The sequence below is a fragment of the Acinetobacter sp. CFCC 10889 genome (assembly GCF_003268395.1).
Classification (GTDB): domain Bacteria; phylum Pseudomonadota; class Gammaproteobacteria; order Pseudomonadales; family Moraxellaceae; genus Acinetobacter.
This window is the reverse complement of the sequence record NZ_LQXQ01000049.1, coordinates 1-26118: the sequence shown is the minus strand read 5'-3', so window position 1 is coordinate 26118 and position 26118 is coordinate 1. Positions and strand designations below refer to the sequence as shown.

General features: G+C 39.2%; 17 protein-coding genes and 1 tRNA gene. 1 reads left to right on the top strand and 17 read right to left on the bottom strand.

Annotated features, from left to right (window positions below):
• Positions 1-118: 118 nt before the first annotated feature.
• A tRNA-Met gene (locus AVJ19_RS16010) sits at positions 119-195 on the bottom strand.
• Between the two features lie 421 nt (positions 196-616).
• Between AVJ19_RS16010 and AVJ19_RS16005 the strand changes: the two genes are divergently transcribed.
• Positions 617-949 carry a hypothetical protein gene (locus AVJ19_RS16005; RefSeq protein WP_162626632.1) on the top strand — a complete coding sequence of 111 codons (333 nt, stop codon included), beginning with the start codon at positions 617-619 and terminating at the stop codon, positions 947-949.
• 37 nt (positions 950-986) lie between these two features.
• Here AVJ19_RS16005 and AVJ19_RS16000 read toward each other — a convergent pair whose 3' ends face one another.
• The 16 genes from AVJ19_RS16000 to AVJ19_RS22350 all read right to left on the bottom strand — a co-directional run.
• A complete protein-coding gene (locus AVJ19_RS16000) occupies positions 987-5516 on the bottom strand; it encodes a PLxRFG domain-containing protein (protein WP_228203384.1) in 4530 nt (1509 codons plus the stop codon).
• Between the two features lie 599 nt (positions 5517-6115).
• Positions 6116-13858, bottom strand: coding sequence for an Eco57I restriction-modification methylase domain-containing protein (locus tag AVJ19_RS15995; RefSeq protein WP_111860646.1), 7743 nt, complete (start codon positions 13856-13858; stop codon positions 6116-6118).
• Positions 13792-14967: a hypothetical protein gene (locus AVJ19_RS15990; RefSeq protein ID WP_111860645.1), complete on the bottom strand. Its 1176-nt coding sequence runs from the start codon at positions 14965-14967 to the stop codon at positions 13792-13794. Before AVJ19_RS15990 ends, AVJ19_RS15995 begins: the two co-directional genes overlap by 67 nt.
• 93 nt (positions 14968-15060) lie before the next feature.
• Positions 15061-16968 (bottom strand): lytic transglycosylase domain-containing protein, encoded by a 1908-nt coding sequence (locus tag AVJ19_RS15985; RefSeq protein WP_111860644.1) that lies wholly within the window; start codon positions 16966-16968, stop codon positions 15061-15063.
• 11 nt (positions 16969-16979) lie between these two features.
• On the bottom strand, positions 16980-17648 hold the full coding sequence (locus AVJ19_RS15980; protein ID WP_228203383.1) for a hypothetical protein: 669 nt from the start codon (positions 17646-17648) through the stop codon (positions 16980-16982).
• On the bottom strand, positions 17648-18109 hold the full coding sequence (locus AVJ19_RS15975) for a hypothetical protein (protein ID WP_111860643.1): 462 nt from the start codon (positions 18107-18109) through the stop codon (positions 17648-17650). Before AVJ19_RS15975 ends, AVJ19_RS15980 begins: the two co-directional genes overlap by 1 nt.
• A 95-nt stretch (positions 18110-18204) precedes the next feature.
• Complete coding sequence (locus tag AVJ19_RS15970; RefSeq protein WP_111860642.1) at positions 18205-19164, bottom strand: hypothetical protein; 960 nt, start codon at positions 19162-19164, stop codon at positions 18205-18207.
• Positions 19164-20831 carry a hypothetical protein gene (locus AVJ19_RS15965; protein WP_111860641.1) on the bottom strand — a complete coding sequence of 556 codons (1668 nt, stop codon included), beginning with the start codon at positions 20829-20831 and terminating at the stop codon, positions 19164-19166. Before AVJ19_RS15965 ends, AVJ19_RS15970 begins: the two co-directional genes overlap by 1 nt.
• A gap of 5 nt (positions 20832-20836) precedes the next feature.
• Positions 20837-21454, bottom strand: coding sequence for a phage baseplate protein (locus AVJ19_RS15960; protein WP_111860640.1), 618 nt, complete (start codon positions 21452-21454; stop codon positions 20837-20839).
• Positions 21454-21768, bottom strand: a complete 315-nt coding sequence (locus AVJ19_RS15955; protein WP_111860639.1) for a hypothetical protein — start codon at positions 21766-21768, stop codon at positions 21454-21456. The genes AVJ19_RS15960 and AVJ19_RS15955 overlap by 1 nt, the downstream gene beginning before the upstream one ends.
• A 64-nt stretch (positions 21769-21832) precedes the next feature.
• Complete coding sequence (locus AVJ19_RS15950; protein ID WP_111860638.1) at positions 21833-23422, bottom strand: hypothetical protein; 1590 nt, start codon at positions 23420-23422, stop codon at positions 21833-21835.
• A gap of 13 nt (positions 23423-23435) precedes the next feature.
• Positions 23436-24041: a hypothetical protein gene (locus tag AVJ19_RS15945; RefSeq protein WP_111860637.1), complete on the bottom strand. Its 606-nt coding sequence runs from the start codon at positions 24039-24041 to the stop codon at positions 23436-23438.
• A gap of 5 nt (positions 24042-24046) precedes the next feature.
• On the bottom strand, positions 24047-24709 hold the full coding sequence (locus AVJ19_RS15940) for a DUF6682 family protein (protein ID WP_111860636.1): 663 nt from the start codon (positions 24707-24709) through the stop codon (positions 24047-24049).
• Positions 24710-24774: 65 nt separating this feature from the next.
• Positions 24775-25323, bottom strand: coding sequence for a hypothetical protein (locus AVJ19_RS15935; protein WP_111860635.1), 549 nt, complete (start codon positions 25321-25323; stop codon positions 24775-24777).
• 65 nt (positions 25324-25388) lie between these two features.
• On the bottom strand, positions 25389-25832 hold the full coding sequence (locus tag AVJ19_RS15930; RefSeq protein ID WP_111860634.1) for a hypothetical protein: 444 nt from the start codon (positions 25830-25832) through the stop codon (positions 25389-25391).
• A gap of 64 nt (positions 25833-25896) precedes the next feature.
• Positions 25897-26118: hypothetical protein (locus tag AVJ19_RS22350; RefSeq protein ID WP_213067240.1), on the bottom strand; the 222-nt coding region annotated here is incomplete at its 5' end.

Below are 26118 nucleotides of genomic sequence, written 5' to 3'. Positions count from 1 at the left end.
GTTTATTATTCTGCGGTATTTCTGCAATGCAAGTTCTGGGAGCGACCCATAGCATCAGTTCTCGAATTATTCGATCACCCGTTCACGTCATAAACAAAGACATTCAATACTTTAAAACTGGTTGCGGAAGATGGATTTGAACCAACGACCTGTAGATTATGAGCCTACCGAGCTACCGAACTGCTCTATTCCGCAAAAAAAAGTTTATGAAAGCCAAAAAGTAAAAACCGTAAGGTAAAAACCAAAACTTCCATAAACCGTAAATATAGTAATAGCCGTTTAGCAAACTACTACTATAGAGGGTAAGTGCTATTTATAAATTAATATAAATAAAAAATCAATAATACACATGTTTGATTATATTTATTGCATTTCTTTATAAATTAAATTATATTTTGTGTATTGGCTTCTTTTTGCAATTGAGTAGTCATGCTTGTCAAATTTCTCGGTGATTAATTCTTATCTTAAAAAGCTACTTCTAGGAGTGGCTTTTTTATTTACTAAATTTCTAATATCATAGAATCTCAATAATAATTTAAAGATTATTTCTATGAAAAAAATTTTACTTACAAGCATAGTTCTAATTTCTACAAGTGTTTTTGCTGATTCTTATAGCGTGAATCGCTTTGGGGGAAATACTTATGTTAATGATCAATATGGAAATAGAACTAGCAGTTACAATCGGGTAGGCGACACTACTTATCGTAAAGATCAGTACGGCAATACAACCAATACTTATAATAATGTTGGAAATACAACTTATAAGTACGATACACGTGGAAATACAACGAACACGTATAATCGTGTGGGAAATACTGCCTATGAATACGACAACCGTGGTAATACAACAAAACGAGCGACTAGAATAGGCAATACAACCTACATTGAAGATTCAAATCGAAATACAACAATCTGTACCGAGTTTAACAACACTGTAAATTGTAATTAAAAAAATGCCCTATTAAGGGCATTTTTGTTTTCTTTACTCAAATGTACGGATTTTCTTCATCCATCCATTCTAAGCCTTTTTTCTGTTTACGTTTTTCTTGCCAAGATTGATTGTCCTTTTTGTACTGTGTTTCAGCACGTTTTTGGTTAAATGTGATTGGATAACGTGGATTATCAGCATTATATTCCTTAATTTCCGTTTTTAAGTCTTTCACGGCGTTCTGATCGTCCGATCCTAACGCATCCATATAGCGGCTACGCCATACTTTATTTACGGAACTCAATGCTGCGGTATCTTTCATTTCTAGACCACGGATACGACCTTCTTTAGCAATACCTGAAGGTTGAGCATCTAGCATCTTCACCACACCATCTAAAACCGAAGCATCATTGGTTTTAACGCCTGTTTTCATGTTGCGATAGTCGCCAGTAGCCGCAGCAATTGCACCTTGACCAAAACTTGTTGCTGCTTTAGGTAAAAGTTGAATTGCTGATTGTCCATAATCCCCTTTTTGAGCAAATGCCATAGATTCAGAAATTTTATCCACCAAACCGCCCATTGCACCAAAGGTCTGATTACCTTCATTGGTTTTTTGATAGTCGCTTGTGAGTGGACTAAAATATCCCGAAGCAGGGACAAGGTCACCCATTCCCATACGACCTTTAACATCCATGACAGGATTTAAGTTAAATACCCCATCCATGAGCGCCGTATTTGCGGCTGTACCAAGAGTATCACCAAGCGCATTATTCAGTGCGATTTGAACTTCACGTTCCGTATTGAACGGTTTACCCACCATACCGCCTGTAGTTTCTACCACATCGAGTAAATCACGAACGAAAGGTAAGCCTGTTGCGCCTGAAAAAGACATAAGCAATCCCATCATGATCAACAACGGTCGTGAAATTCCAAAACCAACCAATTTCGCCATACGTCTTTTAAATTCGTCATCTGCACCACCGTATAAACCACGTTTTTGCATCCGAACCATTTGTTCAATGTAGGCAATCATGAATTGCTTATACATCATGAGCATTGAGCCGACATTACCACGTGCCAAACGTGGTCGGTTGCCCTTGTTGTAAATCCCCTGCGTTTCTTGAATGGTCCTTACAGCAAAATCATACTCATCTTTAAAACCAAGCTGTTCTAACTTTGTTTGCCCTAGTTCTTTTGCAACATCCAAAGCAGCAAAGAGTGTGGTACGGCGGTTAATGGTTTCCGATGCTTGTGCAAAGAATCCTGACGCATGACTGATCAACTGCCATGTACTTGCGCCTAAACCTGATTTACCTCGCTCTTGACCTTGTAACATCCATGTGTTTTGTGGATCTAAATGTCCGTGGCTTTTTGCACGTTCATAATATGCTTTATATTCATTTGGAATCGCTGCCGTTCCTTTGCGCCATGTTTGAACAGCTTTTAAGAATGCTGATCCAACAACGGTTTTATTGGTGCTGTATTGCAGTAAATACGGTAAAGTCTGAATCAATGGCTGTGTCATGTTGACCACACCAAACATCACAGAAAAGCCCATATACCAAACGAATGAGAAGTTTTTAAGTCCTGCCAATTCTTCTTGGGTATCTAGGGCATAATCACGTAACCGTACAGCATCCTCTTGATATTGTGGATTGCTAATTTCAGTCACGGATTCATCAATAATGCCGTTATAGGTCTGATTGGCTGAATAGCGAGAATTAGACAAGACAAAAGATGCTAAAACACGCTTAAAATCGGTATCAAAACCATCAATACCCTGACGTTTCAATAGACGTTTTAAAGCGTGATTATCTCGAATCGCATGTTTAATAAACGCCGTTTCACTATCACCAATTGGCAAACCTGATTCTTTGGCAAAAAGTGCGACTGTTTCAGGACTTACACCTTGAAATAACTTGTATTCCAATTCATTGACTTGCGTTTTTTCCAATTGATAGCCAACGGGTATTTTTGATTGATCAAAGTTATTGAAAAATAGATTGCGCTCAGATTCACTTTCAAAGTGTTGACGATAAGCCACTTTTTTCGATGCAGGATCAACCACACGGACGACATACTTACCAAAGCGCATTAACGGCGTATAGCCTGTGTCTTTTAAGTGTTGTAGCTTGTCTAAAACCTTGTCGATATGCTCAATTGCAAGGTCTGCGGCTGCTTGTTTGGTTGGATCATTTTGCACAATTGCCGCAATTTTTTTCTTAACCTCGTCCACGTGTTGATTTAAGTCAAGGTCTTGTCCTAACAGCTCTAAAACTTCTTTCGATGTACCACCCATGTGCTGAAAAATTTTAGATACCGTGGTCTTACTAAAGGTATCGAGTGATGTATCAATTGCTGCACGTGCTTCACGATATAATTTAATTTGATCCTGATCATAACCAAGAGTACGCAATTCAGAATCGGTATGGACTTTAGCCTGATTACTCAATGTATTTTCAAAGAATAGTTTGCCGACTTTTTCAAGGTCTTGATCAACTTTAGCTTTACGTCCAATGAGTTTCTGTCCGACACGCTTACCTTCTGCTGCAAAATCTCCCCATGTTTCAAGTTGGGTTAAAATATTAGGTGCAACATCCATAGATTTTGATGAAGCAAAGGTGACATGGTTGATTTTGTCCTGAATTAAGTCAAAAGTTTTCTTAAATTCGCCTGTTTCGTCCGTAAGTGCCTTGTGCATCATGGTATTAAACAAACGAGTTGTACGTGCCGATAAGGTTTTGGACTTTTCCAAACCTGCAATAGCGGCTTGACTTGCCCGATTAAATAAATCACGTTGTGCTGAATGTGGCTGATTACTTGGGTTTGATGCTGTACTGTAACGGCGTTCTGTATTTTGTACTTTGGTTGATTGTGCAACATTGCTCACCATACGCTCAGATAAGGCTAGAATGTCGTTAGGTGTGATTTTTAGGTCTACACCAAGCTTATTACGCACCCATGCCTTAACTGCGCTCACAATGCGATTTACGAGCCTTTTTACAGGTGCAAGTTTTCCGCTTGTTTCGGCTTGCGCTGCACGTGTGACTAAATACGGTAAGTATTCATCAAGTTTCGCCTGTGCATTCCCTTCACGATCTGCCAATGCTTTGGCTTCTAGTGCAATTTTATCGCCATTTTGGACTAAGCGATTAAAGTCAGCCATGAGATTTTTATAGGCATTTTCAGTCAACATGCCTTGAAAACCTAAATGCCCACCCACTTCATGTAAAAATACAGGAATAATGTTTTCAGGATGGATATTGTCAGCAATCAAGGTGACTTTGCCATTTTCCGCAAAACCTTCCGCCGTTTCATTTTCAATATTTTGAACAATTTCAAGTTTGCCATTGTCTTTAAGTTGCTGAACAACGTCATTGCCAAAGCGATCATTTAAAACTTGCTCAATTTGATTGACCTTTGTCCCTGTAATGGTCTGTTTTTCATTGCGGCTAAATTTTTTGTTTTGCTCCTGGTTATTTTGAGTATTGCCTTGCTGATCATTGGATTTTTTAGGCTTCAATTCATCAATGAGCGCACCGTGTTCCGCTTTTAGTGATGTAAGCTGCTCTGTTTTATTCCACACTGAATTTTCAACTTTAGATCGTAAGATTGGCAATTGGTCTTGCGATTCTTTCAATGCCTTTTGGTATTGAGCCAAATCTTCAGGAATGGATCTAATTTGGTTGAGTAACTTTTGCACCAAACCTACAGATGAACCCTCGTTTAAGCTGAAATTAGTCACTTGAATTGGGTCGCCATTGCCGACAATTTCAATATTGACATAACCAAGCAAAGCCGATGGACTTGCCACGATTTTAAATCCGTTCAAGTCCCCTAAGACAAGCTCTTTACCTTTGACCAATACATTGCCGATTCCTTTTTCAAAAATTTTAGCTATGGCATCCCTTGCGCCTTTATCATCTTGATGAACGGTTTTCCCTTCATGCTTATAGATAAACCGTTCAGGTTGTTGAATCTTGGCATCTATACTGAGTGCATCAACTTTACGTTGGTAAAAATTCACATCTGCTTCAGTTTGTCGAATGATTCCCTTCGTGCGGTGTACGCCACGATCAAAGTTACGTTTATCGTCCTCCATCTCTTTTATACGTTTACGCAAATCAATTTCTTGCAAAATACGTGGGTCGCCACTTGATGCCGCTTTCATTTCTGCGGCATTGGCTGCTTCACCTGCCACGTCCTCAACTTCACGTGAACCTGTCCCTTTACGCACCTGCTCAATAAAGTTGGCTTTTGATTCAATGGTCTGCCACATACGACTATCTAAAGTCTGTTTTGTTGCATAACGATTAATTTTCACCTCAAAGCCGTTTGGATTTTCTTTGTAGAACTCGTTGCCTTGACGAATAATACGCCCTTCACGTTGTTCAAGGTCGGACGGTCGCCACGGCGCATCGAGATGGTGAAGTGCAACAAGTTTATTTTGCACGTTCATCCCTGCGCCCATTTTTTGGCTTGATCCCATCAGCACACGTATATCGCCACGCTTGACCTTTTCAAATAACTCTTGTTTTTGCAGGTCGGTTTTAGCATCGTGAATAAATGCAATTTGTTCAGGTTTCATGCCTTTGGCAATCAACTTGGCTTTTACATCGTCATACACACTAAAATCAGAATCTAAAGCCGATAATTCATCAGGACTCATTTTATCTAATGTTTCCTGTGCTGCTTCATCTCCTTCATCTGCTTTCTTAATCAATTGCTCGATACGTGCTTTTTCTGCGGCAACTGCACCTTTAGGCGTGGAAAGATCACAAAAAATAAGCTGTGTCCCTTTCTTTGCATCCCATTGTTTATAGGTTTCAAAGATTTCACCCACGGCGACATTAACCTTTGAGCCTTCAAAATCAGGTGCGGTCGGGTCGACAAGTCGCATATCTAAAGCGGCTTTACGTGCATCCCCCATGATTTTAAGCATGTTGTCTGCGCCCTTTTCAGGCTTTCTAGGAATGTTCTCTGTACGCCATACCAATGAACCTTCCGGGTAGACCTCATTGCCATTGCTATCAATACTTGGTACACCGATATAATCGGCTTGTTCTTCGCTTCTCTCTACAACGATATTTTGTGGCTTGCCACCTTTAATTTTTGGCGTACCAAGTGTCTTACCTTCTTTTGCCAATTGAGCGTTAATGTCATCACGATTCATTACATCGGCAAAGCTTAGGTAACTTTGCATGAGTTCAGGCATATTAACGAACTTGGCAAAACGGTTGTTGAGTTTATATTTACCTGCAGGTGACAACTCCCAATCACTGACGACTTCACCAAAGACTTCGCCCAAGCATCAAAGTGACTAATGCCCTGTTGTTCAAGCTCATTCCATGCTAAATAACGTTGCATAGTGAACATTTCAGCCATCGTGTTCGAGATCGGTGTACCTGTCGCAAAAATAACTTTAGATTTTGCGTTGTTTTGCTGCATAAGTTGAATTTTGGCAAACAAGTCTTTGGCTCTTTGTGAGCCTTTTCCTGTACCTAAACCTGCAACATTCTTCATTGATGTGGTGAACTCAAGATTTTTAAATTCTTGTGCTTCATCTACGATAATTGCGTCTACACCTGTTTCATGCCAATAGATATTATCGCCATCTTTATTTTCACTGTTCAGTAAACCTTTTTTCTTTTCCTCTAATGACAGTCTACGTTTGGCAATGTCTTTGGCATTACGTGAACGCCCACCTTTTTCAGCTTTTAATTCAGCTTCAAACGCCATGAGTTCAGCAATTTCATTGTCAATAAAGGCTTGTTCTTGCTCAGGTGAAATAGATAACTTACCAAATGAAGAATGAGCAATAATAATTGCGTCATAGTCACCATTGGCAATTTTTGCAATGAATTTTTTTCGGTTGCCTTTTTCAAAGTCTGCTTTCGTTGCAGCCAAAATATTGGCATTCGGGTAAAGTAAGATAAAGTCTTTCGCCCATTGACCGACCAAATGATTTGGCACAACAAGCATGGGTTTATTGACAATGCCCATTCTTCGCATTTCCATTGCAGATGCAATGGCGGTGAAAGTCTTACCTGCCCCTACAGTATGATCATACAGGGTCGATTTTGATTGAATGGTACGCCATATCGCATTTTTTTGATGTGGACGCAGTTCAATCGTTGTATTCATGCCATGAAAGGTTAAGTGTGAACCATCATAACTGCGGTTGACTGTGGCATTGAATACGTCATTGTATAAACGCTCTAAATGCTCTCTACGTGCATCGTTATCCCAAAGCCAATCTTTCCAAGACTGTTTAACCAATTCGACACGTTGTGATGCTTCCAAAGTGGCATCATGGTTGATCACACTTGTGCCATCAGAAAAACGATCGTAAATGGTCGGTTTCGTGCCATTTAGCGCATGAGTCAAGATAGTTTTTACATCTGCCCGATCTGTTGCATAGGTTGCTTCTGCGGCAGGTGATACTACAGCTTTATCAATTTCCCATTTATTGGAATATTTACCATAGTTTGCCGTGGCTGTTTTTGAGCCTGTAATGTGGTTTACAAAGTCAGCAATGTAATTGTTCGGTATCCAGTGTGAGCCTACTTTTACATCAATATCCAAGGCTTCAATATCTGCAGGTATGACTTTTTCTAAAGCATGTACATTGCGTTGATATTTAGGGTCTTTGGCGGCATATTCTTTTGCAACGGCGAGCTTTTGCTTTACATTACCTGACAAATATTCATCACGGACTTCATAGCCGTTGATTGGGTTGTCATAAACCAAATCGCCCAATTCTTTAATGATCTCATCGGCATCTTTCCCATACAGATTTTGCATGGTATTGGTGTTAATAAAACCGTGTCGATTGAGTGATTCTGTCAGTGCATCTTTAGCATTGCCAACTTTTTTAACCAATGCCGCAGGAACTTGGGTGCGTTTACTAAAAATCGCTGCTTTTTCAGCACTTGGCTTTCTAAATTTTTGTCCTGTACTTTTAGCGACCTGTGCAGATACACCCCGATCATAGTTATTTTCTAATGATGAAATTTGCGCCCAATTGGGATCATCACGCATTAAACGCTTATTGGCATCACTATTGAGATAACCATGTTCTTTGTAAAACTCATCATAGATTGTGTTGAGTTTTTTACGTGCGATATTAATTTGTGAATCCGTTGCATCACGGTCAAGCTGTAGCGTTCTAAGTTTTGCAAGTTGTTCTGCTGCGGCAATCATGCCTTTGACACGACTTTCAGCTTTAGGATTGGTGAACTCAACTGCTTTAGATTGATATTCACCCATTACATCAGGTAAACGCTCATGAATCGAACCATCAGCATTGACAAACATTGCTCCGATTTTGACTTCTGAAATGTCTTTAATAACGGCTTGACGTGTTTCTTCAAAATTTTGCGATTCTTCGGCTTGAAAAATGTCTTTTGGTAGTTTGTCCACCAATTCATTAAGCAGCTTTCCTGTGTCTTGACCATCTCGTTTGATCAATGCAGGCTCACCATCTCGATACATAGTACCGTATGCACCAAAATCACCGATCATATTTTCAGGATGACGTACAAAATATTCATTCAATGGCACAGTATTACCATCTTTGTCAGTATAATTTTTAACGTCTAGCCATGTTTCACCTTGTTTGGTTTCTCCATCGGCTTTCTTACGCAAGAAAATAATATCTGTGGTGACTTGGGTCCCTGCATTCGATAAAAACGCATCATTCGGTAAACGAATCGCCCCGACCAATTCTGCCCGATCTGAGATATAACTACGCTCTTTGTCGCCTAATTTATCCATAAAGCGATTAGTCACAACCATTGCCAGTACACCATTTGGCTTTAAGCTATCAATTGACTTGGCAAAGAAATAGTTATGTAGAGAAAATCCGCTAATACTTGGTCGGGTTTTGTCTGTAATTGGAATGTTGGAAAACGGCGGATTACCGATTGCAACATCAAAATAACCATCAATGGTCTGATAGTCTTGGAATCCCATAGCGGCTTTGATATTGGCTTCAGGATAAAGATATTGAGCGATTGCCCCTGTAATATTGTCGAGTTCAACGGCGTGTAATTTACTGGCTTTACGCATCCCTTTTGGCATTAAGCCAAAGAAATTCCCCACACCCACGGCAGGCTCAAGTACTAAACCCTTTTTAAAGCCAAAGTTTTCGAGTGCTTTCCACAAAGCTTTAACAATTTCAGGACTTGTATAGTGTGCTGCAATACTTGAATCAACGGCGGCTTGCATTTCTTGAGGTGTAAGAAGTGCCTCAAGTTCAGCCACTTCTTTTGTCCAATTTGTTGAGATTGAACCATCTTCACGTTTAAATGCTTCAGGTAGTCCACCCCAACCAACAAAACCCGACAATATTTTTTGTTCTTCTTTGGTTGCAGGTCGATTTTCAGCTTCTAATGTTCTAAGAACACGAATAGCGGCAATATTTGCCCTAAATTTGGTCTTTTTACCGCCTTGAGTAATATGATTTTCATCAATAACAAAAGCATCGACTGGTGCATTATCTGCAACAACGGCTTGTTGTGGATCTAATCCGTTGTTGCTGTCTGTTCTTCGGGTAGGATCAGATACTTCTCTCTCACCATCTGCCACGCTTCGTTCGGGTCCATTCCCTGTAGTTCTAGGCTGTCCACTTCCTGATAGGTCTGTTCTGCTGCTTCTTCTAGTTTCTGCATCAGAATCCCCTTGTTCTTGTACTCCTCGTACATCTTCGGCAGGTGTTCCTTCCAGTGGGCTTCCGCTTCTCGAATCCAATTCCTGAACATCATCTAATACCTCACTTTCCAAAAATAAATTTGGTTGAATATCAATATTTGTTAAGCTGTCTAAGTAATTCTTAACACTGTTATTGGGTTGGAATGAATCTTTACCTGTAACAATCTGAGCAAGTTTTTTTAACTGCTCTGCAATCTTACTAAAAAATTTCTCAACCAAACTTAAAGGTTTATCGCTTGTAGTTACCCAACGTGATACTTGATCAGCGAACCATTCTGAAAAACTGCGCCAATATGGGCTAAGCTCATTAGCATTAAGGTTAGGATTAGGATTTGATGCTATTGTTGATTCAGCATTATTCCTATTTCTCATTTCACTGACATAATCATTGACTGATTTGTCTTTATGCTCAATAAGCCATTTGTTAAATTCTTCTTTGATTGCTTTTTGTGTATCTAAATCTGCATTTTTTAAATGCTTTTTCTCAATGATATGACCTAATTCATGTGCAATAATTTCAAGTTCTAAATTGGCATCTAAGTTTTCAGATAAAGAAATGTAAAAATCATTTGATTTACGATCATTTGGATCAATACTCATTAATCGAGTTGAACCCTGTTCAAGAGAGCTTTTCCCTGCTGATAAAATACTACGGTGTCCACCATAGATTTTATATTTTTCTACTGCCCCATCTTTAACGACATCTTTACGATAGAACAGAAACACTTTTGAATCTATTTTCATAGATTTTAATAAGCTTTCTAAAAATTGCCCAAGCTTAGGATCAATGCTTTCAGAAGTAACAACTTGATTTTTAGTATCGCTAAATACGCCGTTTGGATATTGGGACGCTAATGCACGTTGTTTTGCTTCGGCATTTTCTGCTGCATCTTTTAGGTTTTTAAGCTCATTCTCCGTAAACAAGCCTTTTTGATTTGTAAACGCAGAAATGTCAATGTTTGTGCGTCCTTTGCCTGCTTTAACGCCTAAATATACAGGCTGCCCCATTCTATTGTTTGCACCAAATAGGGCTGTATCTTCACTTACAATGATAATTCTATTTGGACCATAGAACCGTTCATAAGTCGCTATATCATTAAGGAGAGCTTGTCCGATTTCGACACTATCATCAATCTTCTCTATTGTGCTTGATTTTGTTCCTTGTTTTTCCTCATTGCGAAGTAGATCGGACTGCCGATCTGACGTATCTCCCTGTTTGTTTTTGCCTGCATTACTTGTTCGAGTATTTCCTTGTACTGTTGTTGTTGTTCGGGTGTCAGTGTTTGGTAGTCGTTCATCACTGACACTTTCATTTTTTCTGCCAGTTCCGCTTTGCTGATTTCCGCTATTGCTCTGCTCATTTCTACGATCCTTTAAATTTGAAATCTGTTTAAAAATATTATCAAGTTTTTGTAGACCATCTTTACCAAGAATATTTTTTAAAGCTGTTCTTACTTCTGTTTCAGCAATACTGACTGACAGTAATTCATGATCAGGATCATTATGAAGAAGATAATCAAATCGATCTCTGATACTTTCAGCAAGTATGTTTTTGCTATCCCAAGAATAGTCTTTAATTTTATCTCTAAACCCTTGTAAAGTGTCTAGTGTGTTTTGGTCAACTTGCCCCTCAAATAATGGCTTTGCTGTAATCGTGTGTACTAGCTCATGATTTACTAATTCTAATGCAGAACTTTCCCACACTGTTGAGTTTGGATAAATATATAAAAGATTCTGCTCAGGTAGATAATATCCCCCTGCTTTCATACCCCCACGTAATTTTTGATCACTGATTTTATTCAAGTCAGATACAAAATGGATTTGAACATCAGGATTTAACGCCGTGATGGTCTTTAACAGGTTTTGACCATATTCTGCATCTGTTTTTACACCTTCTGTTCGTGTTTCTGCGATGATCTGTGCAATATCACCTAATCGCTGTGGCGTATCAAAAAGCTGTGTCGGAACATGGTGTGTGAGAGATAGACCGAAATCAGTTTCAATATCAAGTTGAGTAGATGGGCTTTGTTTTTGGTTTTTTTCAACTTTTCGATATAAATCAGGGTTTTTACTACGTTCAATCTCTAAAACTTTAGGATTGATTGAAACAGTTGATCCACTCTCATTTTCTAAAACCACTTTTGTTTTAGATACTGTTTTTACCCGATATTGGGTATCTTTGGTTGCATAATCAAAGTCCTGATTAAATTGAATATGATCATCAGCATTTAACGCATGTTGGTTATTTTGTGAATCTTGAGTTGATTGAACAGGTGTTTCTGTGTCATTCGATGCTTTTCCAATTCCTGTAATATCTTGAACTGTTGTTGTTGGTACTGTTGCATTGCTTTCTTCAACTCGTTGGGTGTTTGATACATCATTATTTGAATCCTGAATTTTTGGACGTAAAACAAATTTATTTTTGCCAACCTCAACAATATCGTGGCTTTCATTCAGCTTTTTGCCTTTTTGAGCAAGGTTCGCTGCCTGTCGATTGAGAAACGGCGCATTGTCCGATGCACGACCAATATCACCCTTTTGCTGCTCTAAAATAGGCGTATTTTCTAAAATTCCGATTTTGCTTGTATTTTGATCAACAACTGATTTAGCAGTCTTAGGCTGAATTTCATAAGTCCCCATGTCGCTTTTAATAGCTTCATGACTATCACCTAAATTATTATTTTTAAGGTATTCGTTCGCTTTAGTACCATTACTAAACGATTTACCTTGATGGTTGTCCGTTGGTGTTTGCTCGATAGGCGTTGGTGGCGGTGTTTTTGGTGGTGTTGGTGGGTCAATAGGAGGGAGTGGTGGGTCATCTCCTTTATTTTTATTTATATTTTGAACAATGTCCCCGACTTCTTTTAACACTTCATGACGTGGGCGACCTGTTGCAATTTCATCAGCAATGATTTGTTGTTTTGCATTCGGATTGTTTAAGTGTGCATCACGAAAACGATCCGCAAAACTTAAATCATTCGACTGTGTTGGGGATGGGGACTGTTGGGATATATCCGTTGATTGTGTTGGTTCAATACCTACCCATGTTCCATCAGATTTTTTTACCCCTAAAACACGCACACTACCATCATCATTAGGTGCAATGTTGTAATTTGGGTTTTCTAAAGCTTGTTGAATTGCATCAGGCTTGGTGAAATTAATTTCACGTCCATTTTCAATATAGCTTGCAACTTGATCTAATGCATCATCCTGTGCGCCTTGCGACATATTAGTAAATGCTTTGTTGATCTGACTTGCCACTTCATTGTCATAAGACTTTGGTGGTTGCTGATTTACGTTTGATTCAGGCGCATTTTGCTCAATATCTGTTTGAGTCGGCTTAGGTCGTACTCCATATTGACCATTATCTTTTTCAAATGATTCATATACTTCACTTAAATTATAATTTTTAAGATATGTGTCAGCACCAAGTGGGCTATCAAATGATTTATCTTGAAAAAGTTCCGCAGGTGGTATCTGTGGTGTACGATTTTTATTAGTATCCTGATTTATGTCTGATTCAGGTGTGTTTTGCTCATCTACACTAAAACCTTGCTGTTGTGGTGTATTCGGAATATTGGGAATTGGTGTATGTCGTTCTACAATGCTCGAAAGTGATGGGTTTTCGTATGGTCCAAGTCTTGATTCATCAATAATTGGTGTCGGGTAAAGATCAAGCTTATCAACATCAAGGATAGGTGCCTGATCACCTGTTGCATAAACATCATCAAACTTTTGTTGTTGCAGGTCTTTGGCATTCTGCTGTTGTTGGCGTTCACGCTCTGACATTGGCACAGTAACAGGCGGTTGATTACTCGCATGCTGTTTAGACATGGATTGAATAAAATCGGGTGCCGCCACACCATAATTTGCATAGCTTTGATTTAAATCATGTGCAGCTTTTTGCACATTGTTTAAATTCTCTTGAGCACTTTGAATGGCATCTGTATTACCAAGCTGAATTGCGGTCGATAATTCTTGTCGAGCTGCTAAGTCCTCTTGGCGAATGGTTTCTGTTTTACCACGGATATTATCTGCAACTTGTCGAGCTTGATTTACGGCGGTATGTCCTGACATGGACTGCATCCCACCGCCCATAAGACCGCCGACAATTGCTTCCTCATAAGCACTTTGACCGACCTTTTTCCAATCTACTGCTTTTCCACCAATATTCGCCGATGCGACTTGTGAACCATATTCACCAATACCGCCTTGCATACCTTCTTCAAGCGCTTGCGACCCACCATTTTAAGCCCTGCAATATTTGCAGCCTTACTCATATCAATGGAAGATAAACCAAGTCGAGTTGCGCCTTGTCTGCCAAGCTCACGTGTGACAAGGCTTGTATCCACTCCACCGACTAAAAACTTGCCTAAACTAGAATTTAAATTGTTTTTGAGTAAACCCGAACCAAGTGTTGCTCCCCCCGGTGCAATAAATTCCATTGCAGTCATAGCTGCGCCGTATGTATCAGATGCACTTTCAGACAAATCATCTATAGTTTTACGGCGAGCTTCAATACGTGCTTTATCTGTAGACACGCCGTTATCAAGCAAGGTGTTTAAATTTTGTTGATATTGTGCATTACCACTTAATGATTCAGGTGTCGGAAAATCACGTTCAAGGTTTTGAATTGAACCACGGCGAACCTCACCATAGTTTTGAGTGTGCCCTGCTGCTATTCCGACTGCTAAACCGACATAAGGAGCTGCTTTTGCTGCCATTGTACCGACAACACGTGCTGTTCCCGATGCTGCACCTGCAGGTAAAGCCATTGCAGGTATTGACTGTACCGCACCAATACCCAATTTTGCGGCAGTACCATATTCACCTGCTTGCATTCTTTTTTGCATGGTCGAAGCTGAATCTTCATAGCCTTTACGAACTCGTCCACCATAGTTCGCTAACCGATCTAAATACGTTCCTTTTTCATTTTCACCAAAATCATTGAAAAAACGTGCAGTAGATTCAACCATTGAACCTGCACCTTGACCAAAAGCATTGCCAAGAGTGTCAAATACAGAACGTGCAGTTTCTTTGATAACAGGAATGCTACTACCTGTACGTGCTGATTCTTGAATGGCACGTTCCGCACGTTGGTCTTTTTTAAAGCTAGCTTGGCTTTGTCCATCTTGTGCTAATAAGCCGACCTTTTGCATACGCACAGTGTTTTGTCGTGTCCATTCATGTTGCGCCCGATTCTTTTCAGCATCGGATTTGCCCTCCATTTTGGGTGCAATATGCTTATTGTAGGTATCACGACTAGCTTTATAGACTTCATTCACATTGCCATTTCGTGCAGCAACATCTTGGACAAGTTTGTCCATGTATTGATTTACATTCACAACAAAATCCTCAATTTAAAAAAAGGTTTTTGCTTTTTGATTGCCAAAGGCTAAATGTATAAAAAATATAAAATATTATTGATTGTTTAAGACGCTTTTTAACTTTTCCGCATTATTTTGTGTGGCTAAAGTTTGGTTAAAATAACGAGGTAATGGTTGAGTTTGCGAAAAAGGATTATTCACAACCTTGGTTTGATTACTCGGTTTTGGTGCATTATTTGGCACAGTGGTTAGGTACTTAGGCGGCGCACTGGCTGTTTGTTTTGCTGTTGTTGTGGGTTTTGTATCTCCGATAGAAAACTGACTAAAATCAACACTCGGCGCTGCTGCGGCTTGTTGTTTCGGTTGAGGTCTTGAGCCTTGTTGAATCCATTGCCCAACTTCAATCTTATCTTTTGCCCCGATCATTTCAGCCGCTTTTTGATGAACATATTCATTCCGTTCTTGAACAGACATGTTCGCTCTCATTGGTGAACGGTCTACAACTCGCTGTACCAGTGTCAAAATATCTTGATAAGCATCAAAACGACCTTTGTAAGTTGGATCAGATGTAAATTTGACAATCTTCGGTTGAAGTCCTGATAGCCCACCGATCACGGCTGCATTGTTCTTGCCTTCATAACCAAGTTCACTGGTCATATTCGCAGATACAGTTTTGATAGAATCAGTTGCTTTGCCACTAGTAGCAACGGCGTAGTTACCTCTATTTTGAGTTTGAATGGTATTAGAGGCATTGATCATTTTTCCTAAAATTTTAGGTACATAATCTCTTGTTTCAGGTGGCATATAGTCCAACCATCTTTCAGGATGCCCTGCTTTAGTAGCTCTCGCTATTCCCTGTTTTAAACGCCCATTCCCTGCATTATATGCAGCTAAAGCCTTCGTCATGTCGCCGTTGTTTAATTGCAGCATCTTGTTCAGATAATATTTTCCGCCTGCAATATTTGCTTCAGCAGATGAATAAACATCAATACCTGTTTCTTGATAAATTTGTTTTGCTGTATCAGGCATGATTTGAGCAATCCCCAAAGCGCCTTTAGGTGAACGTGTCATTTGACCTGTTCTTTTATCAATGTGATTCCCTGCGCTTTCTTGTTGCATCAAATGATTAAAAATCGTGTCAACACTCAGGTTTTTAAATTGATCTAAGTTGCTCCTTGCATAACCTAATGCCCCACCTGCTTGTTGAACTACTTTAGGATCTGCTGATATTTTACTATCCGAACGATAATTTTCATTATCCTGTTTGACCTGCTCCCTGTAGTTAGCACCTTGTTGGCGAATCCCTTCCAAAGTATAGTTATTCTGAAATTTACCATCTTGTAAGATTTGATCAATTTTGCCTTTATGTGTGAGTTCATCTAACTTATAATCACTTTGAACGCCTAGTTTTTTCAATTCAAAGTCATTTTTTCGGGTTTCTTCCGCAAGTTTGGCTTTGCCTGCGGTGGCACTCTCATAAGCTCCAACAGGGTCGATTTGAGAATAAATCATATCAATCAATGTATCCGTATTCGCATACTGATTAATTTGCTTAACCATATTCCCTGTTTTCTTATCGACAATATTCAATGTTGCCATGTTGGGATTTTCAGGATCAATGTAGTAAGAAATAGTATGATCTTGATTCCAAGATGGATTGGTTTCATTGTCCTTATTCATTGTTGCTATAGATGTATCAAAAGCACCTTTGGTATCACCACTTGCTTTATATCTCTGAAGAACACCAATGCGACTTTTTAACTCGTCAGTGCGCTGTTGTTCGGCTTGTTCACGTAAACCATTATTGAGTAAAATCTCATTTTTTTGCACATTTTGATCATGCAATTGCGCCGCCTGTTCATCAGCGACCGCTTGACGTTTGCGGTTATATTCCTGTTCTTCTTGCTGACGTTTAAGCTGAGCAGCTTCTTTTTGCTGTAAGACAATACGATCTGTCGCACCTGCTAAACCATTTGCAAAAGCACCAATTGAAAAAGACACGGTGATACTCCTTATTTACCCAATTTACTTGGTGCAGATTTTTGAGCGCCCGATGATGAACCAAGACCACCCCAATCTGCCCCTGCAATCGCACCTAAACCGCTACTAATGGCATTGCTTGATGCTTGATTAAGATAATCAGCATTTCGACCATAACTGTTCGCCAAACTGTTCGCAGACTGATTGACATTTGCCGCAGTGCCATTGATTTGATTTACCCCTAGAGTTGCTACTGTATTTAGACGATTCCAATGTTGGTTGTTGGCATTCACACGTTCTTGTTCTCGTGCAGCCGTGGTAATGCCTGATTTGGCTAAAGCTTCAGCAAGTGCGGTCTGACGCATAGATGCTTGTGCTTGCCCACTATTGGGATTAATTCCCATACGTGCATTTTGACGTGCCAAAATCTCTTGAGCATTATCGAATTGCGTACTGACATCTGCCAAAGCACGACTGGTTACACCCCCCAAATCGGGGCTTACATCATCATTGGCTAAGTCAACCAAGCCTTTAATAGAACCACTATATAAATCTGTTGCATCGCTATAACGCTGTTTATCGAATGCTAAAGCTTCCTGTTTTAAGGCAAACTCTTTCTTTTGTTGTTTACTTGCTTTGCTGCCACTCACTAAGCCACTTACGACCGTTGCAGCACCTACCCCTGCGGCTACCCAAGACATTATTTCTCTCCAATTTGCGGTAAATCTTTCATGTGTAATTGCTGAATAAAGTCCTCAACCTCATATTCAGGTACGATGACTTCTGCTTCGATCAGTGCCAAGTCTTGTGTATTACTTGGATTATTGTGAATCGTGGTCCATATTGTGTCTTCAAACACGTATAGAACACGCTTTGCGCCAATTTCATTAATGAATGTGCAAGGTGCTGAAAGGATTTTGATACCGTTTTCATCAGCTTGGGCGACACGACCCTTTGAAATGACATTGACATGGGCGTGACGATGCACTTTGCCGATCACAAAAGTTTGTGCAGGCAAATGACATTCACGGGCATATTGTCCTAATGAAAAATGATGAAATACAGGAATTTCCGCTTGTTTAAATTGTTTTAGCGTATTTTGAAAATCAAAAGCAGCTCTGTAAAAGCCTTGTTTTTTTTGATACTGGCATAACTCTGTCATGGTCCACCTTCTACAAGCACGTGAAGCCAACTTTTAGGTTGGCGTTTAAACTTGTTTCGGTGTACCAAATGGCACAAAATTTACAGCACTTTTACTTATACCCATGATACTACACCATCAACGATTTGAATGATATAAGTACCTGACGATGGAGCAGTCCCTGCCAATGCAATGAGTAGATCTGCTTTATTAATTTTTCCATACACTTCGCCAGTTAAAGTATCTACTTCACTGTCCAAAGTGTGTAAATCAATCTCTAAATCTGAAATATGTGTTGCATGATTACTTAACTGCGTTTGCAAAGTTACGACCGTTGCATCCAAGCTATCAAGATCAGTTCGTAAGTCTTGAATTTTTGTATCTAAGCCGATGATTTCTGAAAGCTGTTTTTGTAATTTTCCAAATGCAACTAAGATGCTGTCCGTATCTTTAACTGTTCCATCGACCTGTACAAAATTAGCCAAGACCGTTGCTAAAACACGTGGTTGATTAAAAAAAAGGTTCGTTACACCTTCAGTTAAATCATCAGTCGATGCTTCACCTTTGCGTAGAGCTAAACTATCTCGAATTTTAATGACATTCAATAAACCATCACTGTCTTTATAGACTTCAACCACATCACCATCATTCAGTTGTTGCCCTTTAAATGTTCCCGTACCAATGATTTTAAGTTTATCCCGTACAAGAGCATCTAAACTTGCAAAAGTCTGTGTTTCAATCTCCCAATTTTCAGCATCGGCATCTAAATCATCAATTAATAAATTAACGTACTTATAGACCGCTTTCGCTGAAGGATATTGCACATCATTGGATTGCTCAGAAATATTACTGATTTTATTAGATATTAATTCATGTTCTGTACTTTCGTCAGTTGTACTTTTTGCTGTACTCGCTACAGTTGACTTTTGAGTGACTGCATTTTTTTCAATGACTGCTAAACGCTGCCGCAAATCTTTTATGATTTCATCTGCTGCACCGAGCCACATATTGAGCAAAGCATTGCCTGTATTAGTGACTTTCGGCAGGTTTCGGGAAATATTATTGCTTTTTGCCATTAGTTCATCACCTCTTGCATCGTTTCTGCTAAGATAATTTCGGTGACTTCATCCTGAGCATTGATTTCGATTTGCCAATATGATTTAGCACTATGGTTCGGCAAGCGAAATGGACGATCATTGACTGCAAATTTTTCATAGAAAAGCTTGCCATCAGCAATCACACGAACATTCAAATCGTTGTAACTGTCAGCAATGACACGCATTGCCAACATTCGGCATCCATTACCATCAGAACGGAATTTTTTAGAACGCCATGTATAATTTTCACGTTCTGTCTTGCTATTTAAATCAAAATATTGAAGTTTGTTGTCATTTTGCAGTAAATAAATTTCATCATTTTTAACATCCCGATGAGCGACTTCACACCAAATACTTAGGCGTACAATGCCTGTGCTTAAATCCTTTGGATCAAAGATAAATGCGCCTTTTTCTTCATCACTGACACGATAAAAGAACAAATAACGTCCTTTATACTCCACGGCGTGAATACTTTTAGGATTGAGTGCGTTCCATTCGTCCCGATCAAAAAAACCCTCACTAATGATTTGTGCGCCGTTATTTGAAGCTAAAACTAAACCATTCGGGCTAGCATAGATCACGCCATAACCTAGACTGACAAGCGACCGCTTCGATACACACGATTCATTGAGTGGTAATTCAGTCATCGTCATACCTGCACTTGGCATAACACCTGTCACCACTACAGGATTTCCATCTGTAGCCACGATAATATTGGCATCATAATGCCCCATTGCCACGATATTATGCTGTGTGGTTAGTTCGTAATCACGTGGGAAAGCATACATATAAAATGGTTCAGAAATACAGACGATTTTGCCACTAAAACCATAAGCTACACCGTAGGCAGTCAAGCCTAAGCCTTTCATATCCTCACGTGGTGCATCCCATAGTTCTGTTTTGAGTGTTTCGTCTAGTTCCTCACTCATGAAGTTATCTAAAAACTCTGTACTTGATGCACTGGCTTGACCGACATATTGAAATTGAGCATTTCCTGTTGTGCCTGTAGTCGTGCGATAAATGCGATAAGCAATGATATTGCGACCTGAATTAGCTGCTTGAATAGATAAATTGCCGATAACCACTTCAGCACCAATTCTAGGAACAATCACCTGTGAACTTGGATGACTTGGTGCGGATTCTTCACCAATATCATTGACAAAGGTATAGACATAAAAACGTACTTCATCAGATAGATCATCGTCTGTCGCTTCGGTACTGCGTACAATAGTTGGGATATTACTTGGCGGTAGAATACCGAGTTTTCTATAAGTCAATGGAAATGGTTCAGCACCATCTACAGCATCGACCCCTTTCACAAATAAAGGCGCACCACCTGCCCTATTGTCCCCTGTCCAATAAATACGGTGATATTGATCATCTTTGATTGGACTGAGAATAACATCAACATCAATGCCAAATTGCAACCAAAAAGGACTTTCATCAATCCTGAACTGATAAACGTCTTTAGTTTTTTCATTATTGGCTAAAGGTACAAGATTCTTATATTTAACCACTTTAAACATCGGTTTTAATGTTCCCGACATAAACGATACATTTTGCGCCAAAGCTGCTGCATCGTCTTTTAAACGTGATTCATGAATACGAGGGAATTCGCCTGTAAAGTTCTGCAAAGATATACGCATGATGACTACCCCACTCGCTTCCAAAACTGCATTGCAATAAACGGCGGCATATTGTTATGCGGCTTACCTTCGCCTGATTCCCCTGTCGTCATCTTGTTGTCACCCGGTTCAGGGAACAGAGGAAAGAATTCAATATTTTTACGTCCAACGATTGACGTTTTAAGATTTAAAGGATGACTATGCGGACCATTATTTTCCCCTTTTAATGCAACGAAAGCTTCGCCACCTGTTTCACCGACCTGAATAGTCTTTGCTTTCCCATTTTCATCTAAGATAGTTCCTGCACAAAATGGAAAGCGTCCACGTCCGTATAACTCCCATGCGCCGTAACCCATGAATGCAGTCATATCAGATACAGAAGCATCGACCATCACGACCTGATTAATTCTGACTAACGCTTTGTCACCATCAAAATTTTTAAGCTTTTCTTCAAGAATATTGATTCGCTCTAACAACTCATCGTATTTATTTTCAAGGTCATTAAAAGCATTAATGATTGTCTGTAAATCCGCACCAATACCAAGATCATTCACCATGCCAATAATGGTACGTGTAGGACTATCAAAAATATTGGTGATTTGTCCAAAAAGTGCATCAGCTTCATCTATGATGATCGTTCGCATTAGTCAGTTACCTCTTTTAATACATCAATAAAAATGGTTTCTGTGACTTCTTCATCTTGATTTGGAATAATGTATTTAATATCCCAATACAGCCGATCTATAACCCAATCATCTGTATTTGCAACACGTATTTTAAAACTAATCGCCGTGGGATATGTTACGTCACATGTGGCGACAAGTTTTCCATCCTGTGTACGAATTTGACTTCGTACCTCAACACGACCTAAACCAACTTCAATAGGCGTTTTTAGCGCATTTTGCCACTGTCCAAGCTTGGAAAATGGAACACCACGCTTATGTTGAATAATTGCCATAACTTTTCCTTAGACGAAAAAAACCGCCTATTACGGCGGATTTGAAAAATTGAATATATTTAATTTACATCGGCATTCCACAAATAGGAATCACATAACCTAATACATGCATCTGTGTTAGTGGGAGAGTGTCTGTAGGTTGAATAACCATTTTAGCCGTTTCAGTATTCAGTGGTTTTAGTACAGGATTTTGATTAAAATCAGAGATTATTGCTGAAATACTAGCCAATTCGACATTCCACTGCTCTGCTAAATCTGAAAACAACATAGATTTGACACACTCTTGAGGATAATATGTGTTTGCACAATATGCAGTTGGATCGCCATTTAAAGCCCCTGCAACTTTTGTTGTTGTTACACTTTCGGTAAGAACACGATCACTGACCCTACACTCGTAATTTTCCCCAAAAATTGGGTTACCTAACTGTATTACACCATGTTGCCAAACACCCATTTGACACACAAGCTTACCGAGATTGAAAGTCGCCGTTGTTAAGTCTAGTAACTGAATAGTCGGGTTGTTTGAATAAAAGCCATGATCATCTATAGAAATTTCAGTACCTATATTCAGCTCAATTTTTATATCAAAATTATCTGCAAAAATATCACCTGCAAAGACAATGCGATAGCAATCATCATCTTGACGTTCAAGCCCTGTATAAATCTTATAACTGTGCGCTAAAATATCTGCTAATTCTCCGTAGAGATTACCTGTATGGACAGCACCATTTATGGTGATTGTTGCAGGCAATACTGTTCCCCATGATGCAGTGGTTTTAAATACAGCATACGGTGGGTAATTTTCTCCATGAGCTAAACAAAACTCAACCTCAGAATATTTTGGTAACACTAAATCTTTAGGTAAGTAACGTAACGATAAATTATCTTGAGATATAGGAGTAAAAATAGGATTAGCAATATTCTCTGAATCACCATCTAATCCAATAAAAGCTTGAACTTTTATACGCTGCACATCTTTAATTAAACTAGTAAACTTAATTTGATTATCATTCATAAGTCCTTGTGCTTTAACTTTGTTATCAAAAGCTTCAGCCAAGTCTGGATATTGTAATTCTCCTATAATATTAAAATATATTGGAGTTAAGGATGCAATCACTACATCATCTAAAGTTACTGTATAAACACTATTAGGATCATAACTAACCACTGCCGTTGCTGTTGAACCTGCACAAATATCATCAGGTTGCTCACCACAATGACAATCTATAAATTCTAATCCTTTTTCATCTTCACGTACTGCAACAACCTTTCCGCCTTGCTGAAAATAGCTATCAGGCGTATCAGATAACATTAAGAATGATGTTGCCACGGTACTGGCTTCAGGATACGCCGTGAGTAGGCGAATGTCGGATAGATTACTGTCACTATCAGGCATGATAAAGAAACAGCGCAACAACTCAATATTTGCAGCACCAAACAGTACGATTTCATAGAAACTACCGTATGTATTTCGCAATAAATTAATCAATAGCTCGTTATTCTGAATATCTATGAACTTTTGATGAAAATCAGGAATAGTGACAAAGGTATCAACCAAATAAGAACGGCGATTCCATATTTCTGCTTTTAAGATAGGCTGAAATATCCCTAAATTTTCAGCATCAACCGTAAGTTTTTTGAGTATTGTTGCCATGTTCTTTAAGCCTTTACATATAGTATGGAACAACACGTCTTGTTTGACGTGCCATCATAAAACCATCTTCACGATCACGGATGGCTTGTGCTAAATACTGCTGATAACGCTGCTCATGTGGCTGTATCATGCTTGGATCGTTCCATTCTTGTGAAGGCATGAGCTGTAAATGCACAATCGCAGCCGATACGATAGCATCGTGATAACGCTGAAAGATAAAATCAGGACAGGTCAAACTATCTTGAGTGGGGGATAAGGACACCACGACATTGATTTTTTTCGGCAAGCAATGCAGCTTACTTTCTTCAAAAACAATCTCGCTACTGTGATTTAAATGGTAATACGGCTGCTCACGGTAAAGTTGGTGCGTATCGTGCAATGCTTCACGTCCATGTATGGTCCACAATTTACAAATCGTGGACTGATACGGTATTTCAAGCTTAAATTTACGCTCATCTTGCGCCGTAATTTCAAATTCAGGGCAGTCATGCACCCAAATATTAGAATCATCACAAAACTTGCGTACAACCGATTTAACAGCGTTCAGCATGATTAGACGTGGACAGCGATTACTGACAAAAGCTGTGATCGCAGGGAGGAATTGATCATATTCAGCCATGATGTTTAAACCTCACGATTGGCAGGATTATTGGTCTTGGCTTTTTCTTGCTGTAATCCCAATAAACCTAAAGCCGCTTGCATGTGTTCGGTATTGTTCCGCCCTTGTTGATTGTCACCACTGAGTAGTTTATAGAGCATTAACTCAATTAATGGCTGATCATAAATAGAATCAAAAGGCAGAAAGTCATCCATATCATCTTTGCTAATATCAGGCGGCATTGCTGAATATTCGATTTCAACTTTTACTGTATTTTCCGAGGGTGGCACAGGATAGACATAGAAGTGTTTAGGGCTGCGTTCATCAAACATATATTCATAAACTGTAGTACCTGTAATTGCATGCCAATCAGGACTCATTGCATCTAAGTCAGAAATTGCGACTTGGCGAATTGCACGACCAATAGATCCATTAGATTGAATATTTCGCACTACACTAAACAAGCGTAATCCATCATCAGGCAAAAACTGTCTTGAACCTTGAATTAATGAAATTTGCGATACTTTGGTAAAAGCATCAGGACGTAAGCCCATGAGCATATTTTTTGCTTGGTTATATGCCACGATCATGGCTGCAATTGACCATGTCACCCCATCTGCATCTCCAAGCTGTGTTAAACGTGCATCATTGAATAAACGGTTATATGTGGTCGATGTAACTGCGGGCATTTTCATTACTCCAAAAAAATGCTCTAAATTCCGTTTTAGAGCATTAATTGATCAATAGGCTGAAATTAAGTATTTGCAAGCTTTGCTGCATCACTTTCTTTTTGTTGATTGGCTTGTTCAGCTTTCATGACTGCACGTAACATATTGGTTGGTGTCATTGTGCCTTCAAGTTCTAAGCCATAGTTTTTCTGAGCATATTCAGTAATTGCGGCTTTACTGGTTGCGCTTACACCAAGATGATCTTTTGCGTAAGCTTTTAACCAATCCGTTGTAACTTCATCTGCATTTAGACCAAGTAAATCTTCATAATCGACTGTGTTTTCGCCGTTTTTATCTAAATCAATTGACGGCGGTGTATCGTCTTGATCATCATCTGTATCTTGGGGGTTATACAGTCGAAAGCCCTCTTTGATTTCAAGCAAGCGTTGACGATGTTCATTATTATCAACAATGCAGACGTGTGGCACATCAGGCAACGTCAATGCAGGCTGAAATTTGTATTTAACTTGTTTGTGGTGTCCATGTCCGAAAGTGATTTCTGTACCACCTTTGCGCTGAATGATAGATTCCACAAGGTTTTTCGATTTTAAATCGGTATCTTTTAATGTAGACATAGTTGTTGTCCTAAAAAGTCAAACAAAAAAAGGGTGGAACATGTCCACCTTTTTTTTGATTTAAGTTATTCGTCAGATTGAGCGTTACGTGTTTTAATCGTAAAGCCGATCTTCGTCCCTGCTGCGGCACTACCACCTGCTTTCACCACTGCACCAATGACACGTTTTTTATCAAAACGCCCATTGCGTAATGCTTTGGTCGAGTTTTTAGACACATAACCTGCGGTTGCCAAGCTACCTGCATTGATTAAGCTAAATTCTACGGCGGTTTCCGCTTCGTTTAAGATACCGACATCGACCGTTGCACCTGCAACAACCTGTTCAAGATCAATTTCTACATCTGTTAAAACATAATCCTGTGGTAATTCACCCAACAGGATTACATCATTCGCTGCCAACGCTGTTACTGCCAAAAAACCAACAACGACACGTTGTGATACCACTAGACCCGATGCTTGTACCGTAATGGGTACATTCAGGTCATAACCTTGCGCTTTATATAGAGCCATTTTGAAACCTCTTAGAAATGAAAAACCCTGCCAAAATGACAGGGTTAGGTAGAATTAAATTCGATTAGATAATTGCATAATGATGTGTAGAAGGATTGATCTTACTGTCTATGGCGAAAGCAAAAGCATTTGATTTTAAGTACATAATTTTTTTACGACTTAGCAAAACTTCCTGTGTAATTTTATTGATTAGATCCACAACAATGCCATATTCATTTAGATAAATTTTGTATGCTAGATTATCCGTACTATCTACACTTAGACGTTCATTTAATATATAAAAATA

Coding starts and splice junctions, on each gene's coding strand:
- AVJ19_RS15990 (WP_111860645.1), bottom strand. CDS start 14,967: ATGGACAAACTTGTCCAAGATGTTGCTGCACGAAATGGCAATGTGAAT.
- AVJ19_RS16000 (WP_228203384.1), bottom strand. CDS start 5,516: ATGAAACCTGAACAAATTGCATTTATTCACGATGCTAAAACCGACCTG.
- AVJ19_RS15930 (WP_111860634.1), bottom strand. CDS start 25,832: ATGGCTCTATATAAAGCGCAAGGTTATGACCTGAATGTACCCATTACG.
- AVJ19_RS15980 (WP_228203383.1), bottom strand. CDS start 17,648: ATGTCTTGGGTAGCCGCAGGGGTAGGTGCTGCAACGGTCGTAAGTGGC.
- AVJ19_RS15935 (WP_111860635.1), bottom strand. CDS start 25,323: ATGTCTACATTAAAAGATACCGATTTAAAATCGAAAAACCTTGTGGAA.
- AVJ19_RS15975 (WP_111860643.1), bottom strand. CDS start 18,109: ATGACAGAGTTATGCCAGTATCAAAAAAAACAAGGCTTTTACAGAGCT.
- AVJ19_RS15965 (WP_111860641.1), bottom strand. CDS start 20,831: ATGCGTATATCTTTGCAGAACTTTACAGGCGAATTCCCTCGTATTCAT.
- AVJ19_RS15950 (WP_111860638.1), bottom strand. CDS start 23,422: ATGGCAACAATACTCAAAAAACTTACGGTTGATGCTGAAAATTTAGGG.
- AVJ19_RS15945 (WP_111860637.1), bottom strand. CDS start 24,041: ATGGCTGAATATGATCAATTCCTCCCTGCGATCACAGCTTTTGTCAGT.
- AVJ19_RS15960 (WP_111860640.1), bottom strand. CDS start 21,454: ATGCGAACGATCATCATAGATGAAGCTGATGCACTTTTTGGACAAATC.
- AVJ19_RS15940 (WP_111860636.1), bottom strand. CDS start 24,709: ATGCCCGCAGTTACATCGACCACATATAACCGTTTATTCAATGATGCA.
- AVJ19_RS15995 (WP_111860646.1), bottom strand. CDS start 13,858: ATGCAAGGCGGTATTGGTGAATATGGTTCACAAGTCGCATCGGCGAAT.
- AVJ19_RS15955 (WP_111860639.1), bottom strand. CDS start 21,768: ATGGCAATTATTCAACATAAGCGTGGTGTTCCATTTTCCAAGCTTGGA.
- AVJ19_RS15970 (WP_111860642.1), bottom strand. CDS start 19,164: ATGGCAAAAAGCAATAATATTTCCCGAAACCTGCCGAAAGTCACTAAT.